Consider the following 17390-nt stretch of genomic DNA (forward strand, 5'->3'; position numbering starts at 1 on the left):
CGGTAACAGAGCTGGACTATGCAGCCGAGGCGGTGGAAGGAGATCCCATCCTCGGCTACCAGGCCTTGCCGGGCGTATCTGACGAAATGCTGGACAGGGACGGCCAGATCCGCCCGGTCTGGCAAAACCTGATTTCCTCGCTCAGCTGCATGTCGGAAGGCGAATTGCACGAACGCTTTGCCCGCGCGGATCGCTACCTGCGCGATGCGGGCGTCTTCTATCGCTCCTATGCCGGACAGGGAAGTGCAGAGCGCGCGTGGCCAATCTCGCATGTGCCGGTCGTGATCGATGGCAAGGAGTGGGAGAAGGTCTCGGAAGGCCTGATCCAGCGCGCGGACCTGCTGGAGAAGATCGTTTCCGATATCTATGGCGAAAACCGGCTGGTGCGCGAAGGCATTCTGCCACCGGCGCTGATTGCTTCAAACCCCGAGTTTCTGAGACCTCTGGTCGGTATCAAGCCATCCAGCGGCTATCATCTGCATTTCTGCTCATTCGAGATCGGCCGCGGACCGGACGGTAACTGGTGGGTTCTGGCAGATCGCACGCAAGCTCCGTCTGGCGCTGGCTTCGCGCTGGAAAACCGCGTGGCCACCACCCGCGCCTTCTCCGATATCTATGGCGAAAGCCATGTCCATCGGCTTGCCTCCTTCTTCGGAGCGTTTCGCGATGCGTTGCAGGCACAGAAACGCTATCCGGATGACAGGATCGCCGTTCTGACACCCGGCCCGGCCAACGAAACCTATTTCGAACATGCCTATATCGCCCGCTATCTTGGCTTCATGCTGCTGGAGGGCGAGGATCTCACCGTCGTCAACAACAGGGTCATGGTGCGCACCGTCGCAGGCCTGAAGCCTGTCAGCGTTCTCTGGCGCCGTCTCGACGCGCCTTACGCCGATCCGCTGGAGCTGAACCAGAATTCACACATCGGCACGCCGGGAATGGTGGAAGCACTGCGCTCCGGCTCCGTGACAATCGTCAACGGGCTCGGCTCGGGTATCCTGGAAACGCGCGCACTTCTCGCATTCACGCCAACCATCTGCCGCCATCTGCTGGGCGAAGAGCTCAAGCTGCCCTCCATCGCCACCTGGTGGTGCGGCCAGAAGAGCGAGCGCCAGCACGTGGCGGAAAATATCGAGAAGATGGTGATCGGACCCGCCTATTCCCGTGCACCCTTCTTTGACGACAACAACCAGTCGGTTCTGGGGGCGACCCGCAAGGGCGGCAAGCAATCTGTTGAAGACTGGCTGAATGCCGCAGGCGGCAAGCTGGTGGGTCAGGAAGCGGTGACGCTTTCCACGACACCGGCCTATGTCAACGGCAGGCTGATGCCTCGTCCCATGTCCTTGCGCGTCTTTGCAGCGCGCACCGAAAATGGCTGGCAGATCATGCCGGGTGGCTTTGCTCGCATTGGCTCTGGCGACGATGTGGCCGCGATTGCCATGCAGGCTGGCGGAACCGCTGCAGACGTCTGGATCGTCTCCGACAAGCCGGTCGAAAAGCCATCGCTCCTGCCGCCGGAAGAAAGTTTCTCCCGCAACATGCCGGGAAGCCTGCCAAGCCGCGCCGCCGACAATCTGTTCTGGCTTGGCCGCTATATCGAGCGGGCGGAAGGGGCGCTGCGCATCCTTCGTTCGTGGCATATGCGCTATGCCGAAAGCGCCGATCCCGCACAGCCGCTGTTGGCCGATGTTTCGCGCTATCTCAAAGGCGTCGATATCGACATGGTGAAGGCGGTGCCGCTGCCGCTCATTCGCAACATCGACAGCGCGATCTATTCTGCCAGCAATATCCGTGATCGCTTCTCGCCCGATGGCTGGCTGGCGCTGAACGATCTGGCAAAGACAGCGCGCCGCTTCCATGAGGGCGTTCAGCACGGCGACGATGCCGCCCATGCGATGACGGTGCTCCTGCGCAAGCTGGCGGGCTTTGCCGGTCTCGTGCACGAAAACATGTATCGCTTCACCGGCTGGCGCTTCCTGTCCATTGGTCGCTATCTCGAACGCGGCCTGCACATGACGCGTCTGCTAGGTCACATGTCCGGGCCCGACGCACCGGACGGCGCGCTGGATATGCTGCTGGAGATCGGCGACAGCGTGATGACCCACCGCCGCCGCTACAATGTGAACACCGCTCGCCTGACGGTGACCGATCTTCTGGCGCTCGATCCGCTCAACCCGCGCTCTGTCCTTTTCCAGTTGAACGAGATCCGGACGGAAGTCGAGCAATTACCGCATCCCTATGGCACCGGCCAGATGTCGGCGCTGGACCGGGAATCCATGCGCCTGCATTCCGGCCTCGCGGTCATGACGCCGGAGGCAATGACACCGGATGTTTACGAGCGTCTTGAGGCGGAGATGGAAAAACTCTCCGATCTGCTCGCGCAAACCTATTTCGGATAACCCATGCTTTACGATATCTCGCTCCACATGGGCTATCTCTATGACACGCCCGCCTCGGGAGCTCGCCACATCCTTCGCCTTCTGCCTCTCTCGATCCCGGACCGGCAGCGCCTGATTGCGGGATCGGTGACCGTTGCTCCGACTGCGGAAGAGCGCAGCGACTTCATCGATTTCTTCGGACAGCAGGCAACCTCCATTTTTCTGCGCGCACAGCACGAGAAGCTCGACATCCGCATGCAGGCGCGCGTGATGGTCGAGGCCGCACCGCTGACGGCAGACCTGTCGCCGGAGTTGAAGGATCTGGCGGTGGAGCTTGCCGAGATTCGCTCGATCGATCCCCATGCGCCGCATCATTTCACCGGCCAGAGCCCGCGATTGCCAGACAATGCTGAGATCGCAGCCTTTGCACGAGAAACCGCAAAAGCGGGTCAGACCGTGCGGGAGATCGCGAACCTGCTTTGCGCGCGCATCTTCAAGGAATTCAAGTACGACGCCGAAGCAACGACCGTGGACACGACCCCGGTGGAGGCTTTCAAGCTGAAGCGCGGCGTCTGCCAGGATTTCAGCCACATCATGATCGTGGCGCTCAGAAGTCTGGGAATTCCGGCCGGTTATGTGAGCGGCTTCCTGCGCACCATTCCGCCACCGGGCAAGGAGCGTCTGGAAGGAGCCGACGCCATGCATGCCTGGGTGCGCATCTGGTGTGGAAAATCGACCGGCTACATAGAGCTTGATCCGACCAACAACATTCCCGCAGGAGCAGATCATATCGTCGTCGGCTATGGACGCGACTATGCCGACGTCGCCCCCGTTGTGGGTGTTCTCAAATCCTACGGTACGCATCGCACGGTACAGTCCGTCGACGTTATCCCGCTCAAGTAGCAGAATCGCACCACATTTGGGCGTTCAGCTAAAAATTTACGCATGCAATTAGGAGTTTCGTTAGCTGTCGGCGGTAATCGTTATTCCGTTCTAATGAATGGGACGGACCGAGGCGATGAACTACTCAACCTTCAAAAATCTGCTTGCCGATGAAGCCGGCAACTTTGCAATGATGACGGCCATACTGCTGCCGGTGACGATTGGCGTCGGCGGTGTTGCTGTGGACCTCACCAATGTCATGCGCGAGAAGGCCGAGATCCAGAACATCGCGGACGCAGCAACGCTGGCGGCAGCATCGAAAATGTCCAAGGACGACATTACCGAAGCCGAAGCTACGAAGATGGCCAAGGACGAGATGGTCGGTCAGTATCTGGCCAATCTGCAGTCAAGCGGCATGTCTGAAGACGAGATTGCTGCCGCGAAAGCCGACCTGCAAAAGAACATGAATACCGGCGCAACCATTACCTCGACGGGGGGCTCCAGCAAGAATTTCGAAGTCCGGATGACCCTCAAGGCGAACGTTCAGTTGAGCGGCCTGACGCGTGTTCTGGGCTTTGAAACTATCCCGATTTCGGTTTCCAGCATTTCGGCCAGCGCCCGCGAAGGAAACGCACTGTCCATGTATCTGGTGCTGGACGAGTCCGGCTCCATGGCCTGGGATACGACGACGGTCGATCCGCTCAAGCCGACCAAACAGGAAACCTACACGGCGACTGTTCAAGGCACTTGTTACGATTACTGGCGCGGTTACTACTCCTGCACTTATAATGAGCAGCGCACGCGCACAGTGGCCAATTACGTGACCAAGATCGCTGCGCTGAAAACAGCGGCAGGCGTGATGACGACCGAACTGCTGAAGGCAGCAGCGCCCGATCAGACCAATGCGACGGCACAGGAGACAGAGGCCAAGAAACTGATCCGCATTGGTGCCGTTTCCTATACCCACGAAACCAAGACAGAGCAGAAGCCGGCCTGGGGCACCACAACCGCCAAGAATTACGTCCTTGCGCTGCCTGCCGTTCCGGAAGGCGGTACGGATGCCAGCGGCGCCATGGCAGTTGCCTTCTCGGATCTGCAGAAAGCCAACGTCACAGAAGCAACGCAGCATAAGGCAAAGCAGAATTACAGCTTTTCCCGTTTCATCGTGCTGATGACCGATGGTGAGATGACCGGCTATAGCAATGCCTGGAACAAGGGCATCGACGACAAGGTTCGTACCGCCTGCGCCCAAGCCAAGGCAGATGGGATCACCGTCTTCACGGTCGCCTTCATGGCACCGGACAAGGGCAAGGACCTGCTGCAAGCCTGCGCCAGCAACAAGGAAAGCTACTACGAATCGTCAAACATGTCCGATCTCGTGGCCGCATTCGGCGACATTGGGCGAAAGGCAGCCAAGACACAAACGCGCTTGACAAATTGACGCAACACATTCTTCTCAAGGTTTACAGGCGCTTGCAGAGATGCGAGCGCCTTTCCGTTTTTCTTCAAGACCTTGCATCGACCAAAGCGCTTTGAAAAACTCTGACAAACCCTATTGCGACCTCTGAACGCATGTGCATCATAACGATTATATTCGACGTTGAAGAAAAGGCCATATTCTGAACCGAACGCCTCCTCCACCGTTCCCTCCAGCAAAGTTGGCAGCCCAATGAATAATACGCTTCCTCCGGTAGAAATCCCGCAACCGGCACCGCGCAGCTCCCGCCCCGAAATCATGGCGGAAGAGATCATAGAGCGCCTGACCTACCGCATCGGTAAGGACGCCAAGGTTGCCAAGCCGCATGACTGGCTCACAGCGGCCATCCTCGTGGTTCGTGACCGAATCATCGACAAGTGGATGGAGTCCACGCGCAAGGTCTACCGGACGGGCGACAAGCGCGTTTACTACCTATCGCTAGAGTTCCTGATCGGCCGCCTGATGCGCGATGCCGTTTCAAACATGGAGCTTCTCAGCGAGATCAAGGATGCGCTCGCATCGCTGGGAGTCGATATCGATGTGATTGCGGGCCTCGAACCGGATGCGGCGCTCGGCAATGGGGGTCTTGGTCGACTGGCAGCCTGTTTCATGGAAAGCATGGCAACGGTCGATATTCCCGCCTATGGCTATGGCATTCGCTACGTGCACGGGCTTTTCCGCCAGCAGATGGCCGATGGCTGGCAGGTAGAACTGCCGGAAAACTGGCTTGCACACGGCAATCCATGGGAATTCGAGCGGCGTGAAAGCTCCTATGAAATCGGCTTTGGCGGCTCGGTGGAAAGTGTCGGCGGCTATGATGATCCGCCGCGTTTCGTCTGGAAGCCTGCGGAACGTTTCATCGCCATGGCGTACGACACGCCAATCGTTGGCTGGCGCGGCAAGCGCGTCAACACGCTGCGTCTCTGGTCCGCCCAGCCGATCGATCCGATCCTGCTCGACGCATTCAACGCCGGTGATCACATCGGTGCGCTGCGCGAAAGCAACAAGGCGGAGACACTCACCCGCGTTCTCTATCCGGCAGATGCCAATCCGGCCGGACAGGAGCTGCGTCTGCGCCAGGAGTATTTCTTCTCGTCGGCTTCGCTGCAGGACATTTTGCGCCGTCACCTCCAGCAGTATCCGGACTTTACCAACCTGCACGAAAAGGTGTCGATCCAGCTGAACGACACGCACCCGGCCATTTCGATTGCTGAACTGATCCGTCTCTTGTGTGATGTGCACGGCATGGATTTCGATCTGGCCTGGGACGTGACGCGCCAGACCTTCTCCTACACCAACCACACGCTGCTGCCCGAGGCTCTGGAAAGCTGGCCGGTGCCGCTGTTCGAGCGTCTGCTGCCACGCCACATGCAGATCATCTACGCGATCAACACCAAGATCCTGCTGGATGCCCGCAAGGAAAAGAAGTTCGGCGACAGCCAGATCCGGGCGATATCGCTGATCGATGAAGGCGGCGACCGGCGCGTGCGCATGGGCAATCTTGCCTTCGTGGGCTCGCACTCCATCAATGGTGTGTCGGCACTTCATACCGATCTGATGAAGGAAACGGTGTTCGCCGACCTCCATTCGCTTTACCCCAACCGTATCAACAACAAGACGAACGGCATCACCCCGCGTCGCTGGCTGATGCAGTGCAATCCGGGCCTGACCAACCTGCTGCGTGAAGCCATCGGACCTGAGTTCGAGGACAATACCGAGGCACTCCGCGCACTGGACAGCTTTGCCGATGACAGCGCCTTCCAGCAGAAGTTTGCCGAAGTGAAGCGTCAGAACAAGGTGCAACTTGCCAATCTCGTGGCAGGCCGCATGGGCATTCGCATCGATCCGTCGGCCATGTTCGATATCCAGATCAAGCGCATCCACGAGTACAAGCGTCAGCTTTTGAATATCGTCGAAGCGGTTGCGCTGTACGATCAGATCCGGTCTCATCCGGAACTGGACTGGGTGCCGCGCGTCAAGTTCTTCGCGGGCAAAGCTGCGCCCAGCTACCACAACGCCAAGCTGATCATCAAACTGGCAAACGACGTGGCGCGTGTCATCAACAATGACCCGGCTGTCCGAGGGCTTCTGAAGGTTGTATTCATCCCGAACTACAACGTCTCGCTCGCGGAAGTCATGGTTCCGGCGGCGGATCTGTCAGAACAGATTTCGACGGCGGGCATGGAAGCCTCCGGTACCGGCAACATGAAGTTCGGCCTGAACGGTGCACTGACAATCGGCACACTGGATGGCGCCAACGTCGAGATGCGCGACCATGTGGGCGAGGAAAACATCGTTATCTTCGGCATGACGGCGGACGAAGTCGCCCGCGTCCGCTCGGAAGGCCACAATCCACGGGCCATCATCGAGCAGTCGCGTGAACTGGCCCAGGCGCTCCAGGCCATCTCGTCCGGCGTCTTCTCTCCCGATGATCGTTCACGCTTCACGGCTCTCATCGATGGCATCTATAACCATGACTGGTTCATGGTGGCCGGTGACTTCGATGCCTATGCGAAGGCGCAGCGCGATGTCGACCAGATCTGGGCCGATCCCGTGTCCTGGTACGGCAAGACCATTCGCAATACGGCGCGCATGGGCTGGTTCTCGTCTGACAGAACCATCCGGCAGTATGCGTCGGAAATCTGGAGAGCATGATGAGCCAGTCGCCCGCATCCAATGGCAAGAACGGACAAACACCGAGTGAACTTCCGCTTGCCGAGATCGAGGCGATCATCAGCGGTTCACATGCAAATCCTTTCGCGGTTCTTGGGCCGCACAAGTCAGGCAGCGGGATTATTGCCCGCTGCTTCATACCCGGAGCCGAAAACGTGACCGTGACGGCACTGGACGGAACGATTCTGGGTGAGCTTGGACTTCGCCACGAAGCAGGCTTTTTCGAAGGACCGGTGACGCTCACCACGCTCAAGCCCCTGCGCTACCGGGCGCGCCGGGGCGATGCGGAATGGGCGCTGACCGATCCTTACAGCTTTGGCCCGGTGCTGGGTCCCATGGATGACTATTTCGTTCGCGAAGGGTCGCACCTGCGCCTCTTCGACAAGATGGGCGCACATCCGCTGAAGCACGAAGGCGCCGAAGGTTTTCACTTTGCCGTATGGGCTCCCAATGCCAAGCGCGTTTCCGTGGTCGGCGACTTCAACAATTGGGACGGTCGCCGCCATGTCATGCGGCTGAGGGTCGATACCGGCATCTGGGAGATCTTTGCCCCCGACGTCCTGCCTGGCAGTACCTACAAGTTCGAGATCATCGGCAAGGATGGCGTGCCCCTGCCCCTGAAGGCAGACCCCTATGCACGGCGTGCGGAGCTTCGGCCACAGACGGCATCGCTAACCGCACCGGAACTGGTGCAGGAATGGGAAGACGAGGCACATCGCAAGTTCTGGGCAGAATGCGACCATCGCCGCCAGCCGATTTCGATCTACGAGGTTCATGCGGGCTCCTGGCGCAAACGGCCAGACGGAACCTTTCTCAGCTGGGATGAACTGGCGGCGGAACTCATTCCCTATGTCACGGATATGGGCTTTACCCATATCGAGTTTCTGCCCATTACCGAACATCCCTTCGACCCGTCCTGGGGCTACCAGACCACCGGGCTCTACGCCCCGACCGCGCGGTTTGGCGAGCCGGAGGGCTTTGCCCGCTTCGTCAACGGTTGCCACAAGGTGGGTATTGGCGTCATTCTCGATTGGGTGCCCGCCCACTTCCCGACGGATGCCCATGGTCTTCGGGAATTCGATGGCACTGCCCTCTACGAACATGCCGATCCGCGTCAGGGCTTCCACCCGGACTGGAATACGGCGATCTATAATTTCGGTCGTATCGAAGTTCTGTCCTATCTCATCAATAACGCGCTCTATTGGGCGGAAAAGTTTCATCTAGACGGCCTGCGTGTCGATGCGGTCGCGTCCATGCTCTACCTCGATTATTCCCGCAAGGAAGGCGAGTGGGTCCCTAATGAGTATGGCGGGCGCGAGAATCTTGAAGCCGTTCGCTTCCTGCAGAAGCTGAACTCCGCAAGCTACGCCTCGCATGCGGGGCTGATGACGATTGCCGAAGAGAGCACATCCTGGCCCAAGGTTTCGCACCCCGTGCACGAAGGCGGCCTCGGCTTCGGCTTCAAGTGGAACATGGGCTTCATGCACGATACGCTGAGCTACCTGAAGCGGGAGCCGGTGCATCGCAAGTTCCACCATAACGAACTGACATTTGGCCTGATCTACGCCTATTCGGAAAACTTCGTTCTGCCGCTGTCCCACGATGAGGTGGTGCATGGCAAAGGGTCGCTGATTGCCAAGATGGCAGGCGATGACTGGCAGAAGTTCGCCAACCTGCGCGCCTATTACGCCTTCATGTGGGGCTATCCCGGCAAGAAGCTGTTGTTCATGGGACAGGAATTTGCGCAGTGGAGCGAGTGGAGCGAGGCACGTTCGCTCGACTGGAACCTGCTGCATTACCATCCGCATGAAGGTGTCCGCCGTCTGGTACGCGATCTGAATTTCACCTACCGCTCCAAGCCTGCACTGCATGCACGCGATTGCGAGGGTGAAGGCTTCGAATGGCTGATCGCGGATGATTCCGACAATTCGGTCTATGCCTGGTTGCGCAAGGCGCCGGGAGAAAAGCCGGTTGCCGTCATTACCAATTTCACGCCGGTCTACAGGGAAAACTACCGTGTGCCTCTGCCGAAGGAGGGCCGCTGGCGCGAAATACTGAATACTGACGCCGAAATCTACGGCGGCAGCGGCAAGGGCAATGGTGGCAGGGTGCAAGCCGTTTCTGCCGGAGGAACCATTAGCGCAGAGGTCACACTACCACCGCTCGCCACCATCATGCTTGAGCCTGAAACCTGATTTTATCGATACCTGGGAGGAACGCCATGACGACAAAACGTGTTCAACCGCTAGCCCGCGACGCCATGGCCTATGTACTGGCAGGGGGACGCGGCAGCCGTCTGAAGGAACTGACGGATCGCCGCGCAAAGCCTGCGGTCTATTTCGGCGGCAAGGCCCGCATCATCGATTTCGCACTCTCGAATGCCCTGAATTCAGGTATTCGCCGCTTTGGCGTTGCCACCCAATACAAGGCGCATTCGCTGATCCGCCATCTGCAGCGCGGCTGGAACTTCCTGCGTCCCGAACGTAACGAAAGCTTCGATATTCTTCCTGCCTCCCAGCGCGTCTCCGAAACGCAATGGTATGAAGGCACAGCCGATGCGGTTTACCAGAACATCGATATCATCGAGGCCTATAACCCGGAATACATGGTTATTCTGGCCGGCGATCACATCTACAAGATGGACTACGAGCTGATGCTGCAGCAGCACGTGGATTCCGGTGCAGACGTCACCGTCGGCTGCCTGGAAGTGCCGCGCATGGAAGCCACCGGCTTCGGCGTCATGCATGTCAACGACAAGGACGAGATCAGTGCTTTCGTGGAAAAGCCAGCCGATCCGCCGGGCATCCCCGACAAGCCGGACTACGCACTTGCATCCATGGGCATTTATGTCTTCCACACCAAGTTCCTGATGGAATGCCTGCGCCGAGACGCTGCCGACCCCGGCTCAAGCCGTGACTTCGGCAAGGATATCATTCCGTGGATCGTGGCGAACGGCAAAGCCGTCGCGCATCGCTTCGCGCAGTCCTGCGTGCGTTCTGACTTCGAAAAGCAGGCATACTGGCGCGATGTGGGAACGATCGACGCCTACTGGCAGGCAAATATCGATCTGACGGGCATTGTTCCTGAACTCGATATCTACGACAAATCCTGGCCGATCTGGACCTATGCGGAAATCACGCCGCCGGCAAAGTTCGTCCATGACGACGAAAATCGGCGCGGCTCGGCAGTCTCCTCCGTTGTCTCGGGTGACTGCATCATCTCGGGCTCGGCACTTTCGAACAGCCTTCTCTTCACCGGCGTACGCGCAAATTCCTATTCGCGCCTTGAAGGTGCGGTGATCCTTCCAAATGTTCGCGTAGGACGGCGCGCCCAGTTGAAGAATGTGGTGATTGACGCGGGTGTCACCATTCCGGAAGGTCTGGTCGTTGGCGAAGATCCAGAACTTGATGCCAAGCGGTTCCGCCGCAGCGAGAACGGAATCTGCCTGATCACGCAGCCGATGATCGACAAACTGGATCTCTGACACATCTGGAATTCGGGCACAGTGAGAGACGATGGAGTATCAGTGCTCCATCGTGTCACCGCATGGGGGAGAAGGTGATGGGCATGAAGGTTCTGTCGGTTGCCTCGGAAGTTTATCCGCTGGTGAAGACCGGAGGGTTGGCCGATGTGGCGGGCGCGCTGCCGCTGGCTCTTGGCAAACTCGGCATCGAGATGAAGACGCTGATCCCCGGCTATCCGGCGGTCATGTCGGCGCTACGCGATGTCGCCATTCGCATGACATTCGATGATCTGCTGGGTGTCAGCGCGGATGTGCTGGAAGCGAAGGTCGCCGGTCTCGATCTTCTGGTTCTGGACTGCCCCGCCCTTTTCGACCGGGCAGGCGGGCCCTATCTCGACACCCATGGGCATGATCATTTCGACAACTGGCGGCGCTTCGCGGCGCTTTCCAAGGCGGGCGCCGAGATCGCGCTCGGCAACATGCCGGGCTGGAAGCCGGATCTCGTGCATGTCCACGACTGGCAGACGGGCCTTCTGCCTGCCTATCTGCGCTTTGCCGACACGCCGGCGATCCCCAGCGTGATGACCATTCATAACATCGCGTTCCAGGGTAATTTCAACGCCGATATCTTCCCCCAACTCGGGCTGCCTCCGCATGCCTTTGATATGGAAGGCGTCGAATACTACAATCAGGTCGGCTATTTGAAGGCAGGCATTCAGACCGCCTGGGCGGTAACCACCGTCAGTCCGTCCTACGCGGAAGAAATCCTGACGCCGGAATTTGGCATGGGGCTGGAAGGCTTGCTCAATCGCCGTGTCAGCGATCTGCACGGCATCGTCAACGGCATCGACGTCGATGTGTGGAACCCGCAATCCGACAAGGACTTGGCCAACCACTACTCTGTTGGCGACCTCAAGGCACGCCGCGAGAACAAGCGTGCCGTGGAAGCACAGTTCGGGCTGGTGGATGACGACGCGCCACTCTTCTGCGTCATATCCCGCCTGACCTGGCAGAAAGGCGTGGACCTGATTGCCCAGTCCGCTGACGATCTTGTGGCCATGGGCGGAAAGCTTGCGGTTCTGGGCTCCGGTGACGCGGAACTGGTGAATGCGCTGCAGGCAGCGGCGAGCCGCCATCCGGGCCGCATCGGCATCAAGGTCAGCTATGACGAGCCGCTATCGCACCTCATGCAGGCGGGCTGCGATGCCATTCTGATCCCCTCGCGTTTCGAGCCTTGTGGCCTGACGCAGCTCTATGGCCTTCGCTACGGCTGCGTGCCTGTGGTTTCCCGCACGGGTGGGCTGAACGATACCGTTATCGATGCCAATCCCGCCGCGCTTGCGGCAAAATCCGCCACCGGGGTCACCTTTGGCCCCGTAACGCTCGATAATTTCAAGCGCGCGCTTCGCCGCGCCGTTCGCCTCCATGGCGACACAAAGACATGGGTTCAGATGCAAAAGCAGGGCATGAAATCCGACGTGAGTTGGGAAAAAAGTGCCGGGCTTTACGCCGAACTATACTCCAGCCTTCTACCGAAAGGTTCGCATTGATGATCAAGACTGTCTCGACCACGCCCTATCAGGATCAGAAACCGGGCACATCCGGCCTGCGCAAGAAGGTGCCGGTGTTCGCCCAGGAAAACTATGCCGAGAACTTCATCCAGTCGATCTTCGACAGTCTGGAGGGCTTTGAGGGCAAGACGCTGGTGATCGGTGGCGATGGTCGCTACTACAACCGCGAAGTTATTCAGAAGGCCCTGAAAATGGCCGCAGCCAGCGGCTTCGGCAAGGTCATGGTCGGCAGAGGCGGCATTCTCTCTACACCAGCCGCGTCGCACGTCATCCGCAAATACGGTGCCTTCGGCGGCATCGTGCTGTCGGCCAGCCACAATCCCGGCGGCCCGACGGAAGACTTCGGTATCAAGTACAATATCGGCAATGGTGGTCCCGCACCGGAAAAAATCACCGATGCGATCTTTGCCCGCACCAAGGTCATCGATACCTACAAGATCCTCGACGAAGCGGATGTCGATCTTGATACGGTCGGCCTTTATGCGCTGGGTGACATGATTGTCGAAGTCATCGATCCGGTGAAAGACTACGCTGACCTGATGGAAAGCCTGTTTGACTTCGGCGCGATCCGCAGCCTGATCGGCTCCGGCTTCCGCGTCGTGATCGATTCGATGAGCGCTGTCACCGGACCCTATGCCGTGGAGATTTTGGAGAAGCGCCTCGGGGCGCCCGCCGGTTCGGTTCGCAACGAAGTGCCGCTTCCCGACTTCGGTCACCACCATCCGGACCCGAACCTCGTTCATGCCAAGGAACTGTATGACGATGTCATGAGCCCGCAAGGCCCGGATTTCGGTGCGGCTTCCGATGGCGATGGCGACCGCAACATGGTCGTCGGCAAGGGCATGTTCGTGACCCCTTCCGACAGCTTGGCCATCATTGCCGCCAACGCAACCTGCGCGCCGGGCTATGCAGACGGCATTGCCGGCATTGCCCGCTCCATGCCGACGAGTGGCGCCGCCGACCGCGTGGCGGAGAAGCTCGGCATTGGCATGTATGAGACACCGACCGGCTGGAAATTCTTCGGCAACCTTCTGGATGCTGGCAAGGCAACCGTTTGCGGAGAAGAGAGCTTCGGCACCGGCTCCAACCATGTCCGCGAGAAAGATGGCCTCTGGGCCGTTCTCTTCTGGTTGAACATCATTGCCGCCAAGAAGAAGAGCGTGAAGGAAATCGTGGAAGCCCATTGGGCCGAATACGGTCGGAACTATTATTCCCGCCACGATTATGAAGAAGTGGATACGGACGCCGCCAACGGGCTGGTTGCTGCCCTTCGCGAAAAACTCAACTCCCTGCCTGGCCAGAGCTTTGGCGCGCTGAAGGTCGAAGCCGCGGATGATTTTGCCTACAATGATCCGGTGGACGGTTCGGTGTCAAAAAACCAGGGCATACGCGTGCTGTTCGAAGGCGGCAGCCGTGTGGTTTTCCGCCTCTCCGGCACCGGCACATCGGGCGCGACGCTGCGGCTCTATGTGGAGCGTTATGAGCCGGATAGCTCCCGCCATGACATTGAAACGCAGGCAGCACTGGCCGACCTGATTGCCGTGGCAGATGAAATTGCGGACATAAAGAAGCGGACGGGCCGCGATGCGCCAACCGTTATAACCTAAGCGGCTAAGCTTCACCCCCCTCTGTCCTGCCGGACATCTCCCCCTCAAGGGGGGAGATCGATTCGTGGCAACCCACGGAATGCCATGGTGCATGGTTGGTGCGGCAACCACAGTTTGCGAGAAATAGCGAGCGAAAGCATCTTGCCAATCTCCCCCCTTGAGGGGGAGATGCCTGGCAAGGCAGAGGGGGGTAACGCGCTCGTATGACTGTCTAACCTTGCCGAATCTCCGGCTCTACCAGAAGCGTCAGCAAGGAGAGCGATTCCTGCCAGCCGAGATAGCAGGCTGCTTCCGGAATCGGGTCTGGAATACCCGCCTGCACAATGGTGAGTTCTGTACCCATCGGTGTCTCCTTGAACTCCACCACCGTTTCCATCTGCCCGGACAGGTTCGGATCATCGAACTGGTCCGTATAGCGAAGGCGCTTGTTTTCGACGAATTCGAGATACTTGCCACCGAAGGAATGCGTTTCGCCCGTCGTGAAATTGGTGAAGGACATGCGAAAAATGCCGTCCTCCTTCGGCTCGAATTCATGCATTCGTGCGGTGAAGCCGTGCGGCGGATTCCACTTCACCATGGCATCGGCATCCGTAAACGCACGAAAGACCCTGTCCACTGGCGCCTTGAGCAAACGATGCAAGCGAATGGTCGATGGCATGTTTTCCTCCCCAAAACCGTCGAACTGTGCAAGATGCGTATAACGCGCAACCTGCGTGCATAAGTTGATCCTAATACTATGGCAGTTTCTCGAAGAACTGGAAGCCGCATGCAGCATTCTTTTCTGGGCGCAATCCTTTCCGCAGATGGCGTTACCTTCGCAGTCCAGTCCACACATGCCACGGGCGTGGAGGTCTGCATCTTCGACGCTGAGGGGCGGCAGGAACTCCAAAGGTTGCCGATGACGCCACAGGGCTATGGCCGATTCACCCTCGCAGTTCCGGGACTTGGGGAAGGCACCCGTTATGGCTTGCGCGCTTCCGGTCCTCACGATCCTGATCGCGGACTTTGGTTTGACCCGGCTAAACTGCTGGTCGACCCTTATGCGAAGGAGTTGGATCGCCCCTACACCTACGATCCTCGCCTTTCGGAATTCGGCCTCGATACGGGGGATCTGGTTCCCAAGGCGATCGTGACGGCAGACCGACCGGTCACGTCAAAACCGCCAGTGTTTTGCAAAGGTGGCCTGATCTACGAGCTTGGAGTTCGCCCCTTCACCATGCTTCACCCGGACGTTCCGCAGCATGAGCGCGGCACGCTGAAGGCCCTTGCTCATCCATCCGTCATCGCGCATCTGAAACGCATCGGTGTCGATGCGGTCGAGCTTCTGCCAATCACCGCCTGGATCGACGAGCGGCATTTGCCGCCTCTCGGGCTCACCAATGGCTGGGGCTACAATCCGGTCACCTTCATGGCGCTCGATCCACGGCTTGCTCCCGGTGGCATGGCGGAACTGAGCGAAACGGTTGCGGAACTGCATCGCCACGGCATTGGCGTCATCCTTGATCTGGTCTTCAACCACACCGGCGAGAGCGATCGCTATGGCGCCACCCTGAGCTTCCGGGGTCTGGATAACCCGAGCCTCTACCGGCATCACCCGGACAATCCGGGTGCGTTGATCAACGATACGGGCACCGGCAACACAATCGCCTGCGACCACCCAACCGTCCGGCGAATGATTGTCGACACACTTCGCCATTTCGTGCTGAATGCGGGGGTCGATGGGTTCCGTTTCGATCTCGGCACCATTCTGGGCCGCAGTCATGAGGGCTTTTCGCGCCATAGCGATACGCTGCTGGCCATCACGCAAGACGAGCTTCTGGCTGACCGGATTCTCATTGCTGAACCTTGGGACATTGGCCCCGGCGGCTATCAGCTCGGCAATTTCCCGACACCCTTCCTCGAATGGAACGACCGCGCCCGGGATGACATGCGCTGCTATTGGCGTGGCGATCCTTCGAAAACCGGAACGCTTGCCAATGCTCTGGCCGGCTCGTCAGATATCTTTTCCAGCCACGGAGAGATCGAGACGCGCACGGTGAACTTCATCGCAGCCCATGACGGGTTCACGCTGATGGATCTGGTGTCCTATGCCCACAAGCACAACGAGGCCAATGGCGAGGATAACCGTGATGGCCACAACGAGAACCATTCGTGGAACAATGGCATCGAAGGCGCAACCCCTCTGTCCGCCGTGGTGTCAGGGCGCAAACGCGATGTGAAGGCGCTTCTGTCCACTCTGTTCTCAACGCGCGGCACCATCATGCTGACGGCGGGCGATGAGGGTGGACGCAGCCAGCAGGGCAATAACAATGCCTATGCGCAGGATAACGAGATCACCTGGCTCGACTGGAGGACGCTCGATGAAGAGTTGCTGGCGCATACCGCGGAGCTCGGTGCCATCCGCCGCCGGTTCTCAGCCTTTGCCGATCTCGATTTCTTTCACGGCGACGGCGACATCACCTGGCTGAACGAACTGGGCGAACCGATGACCATAGCCGACTGGGAGCAGCCGGAACGAACACAGCTGACCATGCTGCTGCAAACCCTGGATCGTGACACACAGACGGATGTGCAACTGGCCATCGTCTTTAACCGCTCCAGCGAGGTTCGGCAGATCTGCCTGCCGGAAGGCGCCTGGAATGAGGTGCTGGGTGATCGCCCGCAGCCCGAGGAAGGGTTTGCTCCGCGTTCGGTAACCTGGCTGGTGTCACAAGAGCATTGAGTGAAGACAGTATAAGAGGCTCTGCTGATAAATGCTGACGGCCTGAAAATCACGGTAGATTGTTTGAATATTGCAAGGCGACCCTCCAGATATGAAGTCCATTGTCCGATAGGAACAGAATGACCAAAATCATTTCATTGACAGACGTCCCTGCCCTGATCGGACAGGAAATCGGCGTATCCGACTGGATCACCGTTGACCAGACGATGATCAACCAGTTTGCCGATGCAACACTGGACCAGCAGTTCATTCACACGGACCCGGAAAGAGCGGCCAAGGAAAGCCCGTTCGGAGAAACCATCGCTCATGGCTTTCTCACCCTCTCTCTACTCTCGGCCATGAATTACTCGGCACTGCCCAAAATCCGTGAACAGACGATGGGCCTGAACTACGGCTTCGACAAGATCCGTTTTGGCTCACCGGTGCGTGTCGGTCGGCGCGTGCGGGGAAGATTCGTGCTGAAGGAAGCGCGGTATCGCGGAGCCAATATGCTGATGACGAGCTATGACGTAACGGTTGAGATCGAGAACGAACGAAAGCCAGCGGTCACCGGAACCTGGCTGACGATCGTTCAATTCGACCCCAAGGACAGGCCCGAGGAGACTTGAAGCTCGAGC

Annotated in this window: 11 protein-coding genes; 10 read left to right on the forward strand and 1 reads right to left on the reverse strand. The window is 58.9% G+C overall.

Translation table 11 applies throughout. The features are described from left to right. The first annotated feature begins 11 nt into the window (after positions 1-11). The 8 genes from ASD54_RS16695 (at position 12) to ASD54_RS16730 (ending at position 14051) form a co-directional block, all read left to right on the forward strand. A complete protein-coding gene (locus ASD54_RS16695; protein WP_062555969.1) occupies positions 12-2399 on the forward strand; it encodes a circularly permuted type 2 ATP-grasp protein in 2388 nt (795 codons plus the stop codon). A gap of 3 nt (positions 2400-2402) precedes the next feature. After that, the gene (locus ASD54_RS16700) at positions 2403-3281 is read left to right on the forward strand and encodes a transglutaminase family protein (RefSeq protein WP_062555743.1); all 879 of its coding nucleotides are present in this window, start codon (positions 2403-2405) and stop codon (positions 3279-3281) included. A 115-nt stretch (positions 3282-3396) separates the two neighbouring features. Next, positions 3397-4701 (forward strand): TadE/TadG family type IV pilus assembly protein, encoded by a 1305-nt coding sequence (locus ASD54_RS16705; protein WP_062555744.1) that lies wholly within the window; start codon positions 3397-3399, stop codon positions 4699-4701. Positions 4702-4929: 228 nt separating this feature from the next. Continuing rightward, complete coding sequence (locus ASD54_RS16710) at positions 4930-7392, forward strand: glycogen/starch/alpha-glucan phosphorylase (protein WP_062555745.1); 2463 nt, start codon at positions 4930-4932, stop codon at positions 7390-7392. Next, entirely contained in the window at positions 7392-9605 is a 2214-nt protein-coding gene (glgB, locus tag ASD54_RS16715) for a 1,4-alpha-glucan branching protein GlgB (RefSeq protein WP_062555746.1), read from the forward strand. Before ASD54_RS16710 ends, glgB begins: the two co-directional genes overlap by 1 nt. Before the next feature lie 26 nt (positions 9606-9631). Then, the gene (glgC, locus tag ASD54_RS16720) at positions 9632-10894 is read left to right on the forward strand and encodes a glucose-1-phosphate adenylyltransferase (protein WP_062555747.1); all 1263 of its coding nucleotides are present in this window, start codon (positions 9632-9634) and stop codon (positions 10892-10894) included. 83 nt (positions 10895-10977) lie between these two features. Beyond that, positions 10978-12423: a glycogen synthase GlgA gene (gene glgA, locus ASD54_RS16725; protein WP_062555970.1), complete on the forward strand. Its 1446-nt coding sequence runs from the start codon at positions 10978-10980 to the stop codon at positions 12421-12423. Then, a complete protein-coding gene (locus ASD54_RS16730; protein ID WP_062555748.1) occupies positions 12423-14051 on the forward strand; it encodes an alpha-D-glucose phosphate-specific phosphoglucomutase in 1629 nt (542 codons plus the stop codon). Before glgA ends, ASD54_RS16730 begins: the two co-directional genes overlap by 1 nt. A 211-nt stretch (positions 14052-14262) precedes the next feature. Here ASD54_RS16730 and ASD54_RS16735 read toward each other — a convergent pair whose 3' ends face one another. Next, positions 14263-14709 (reverse strand): SRPBCC family protein, encoded by a 447-nt coding sequence (locus ASD54_RS16735; protein ID WP_062555749.1) that lies wholly within the window; start codon positions 14707-14709, stop codon positions 14263-14265. 108 nt (positions 14710-14817) lie between these two features. Here ASD54_RS16735 and glgX point away from each other — a divergent pair, with 108 nt between their 5' ends. Both glgX and ASD54_RS16745 read left to right on the forward strand, forming a co-directional pair. Next, positions 14818-16773 carry a glycogen debranching protein GlgX gene (gene glgX, locus ASD54_RS16740; RefSeq protein WP_062555750.1) on the forward strand — a complete coding sequence of 652 codons (1956 nt, stop codon included), beginning with the start codon at positions 14818-14820 and terminating at the stop codon, positions 16771-16773. 119 nt (positions 16774-16892) lie between these two features. After that, positions 16893-17381 (forward strand): MaoC family dehydratase, encoded by a 489-nt coding sequence (locus ASD54_RS16745; RefSeq protein ID WP_062555751.1) that lies wholly within the window; start codon positions 16893-16895, stop codon positions 17379-17381. Positions 17382-17390: the final 9 nt, after the last annotated feature.

This window comes from Rhizobium sp. Root149, assembly GCF_001427345.1.
In the GTDB taxonomy this organism is placed as follows: domain Bacteria; phylum Pseudomonadota; class Alphaproteobacteria; order Rhizobiales; family Rhizobiaceae; genus Neorhizobium; species Neorhizobium rhizoryzae.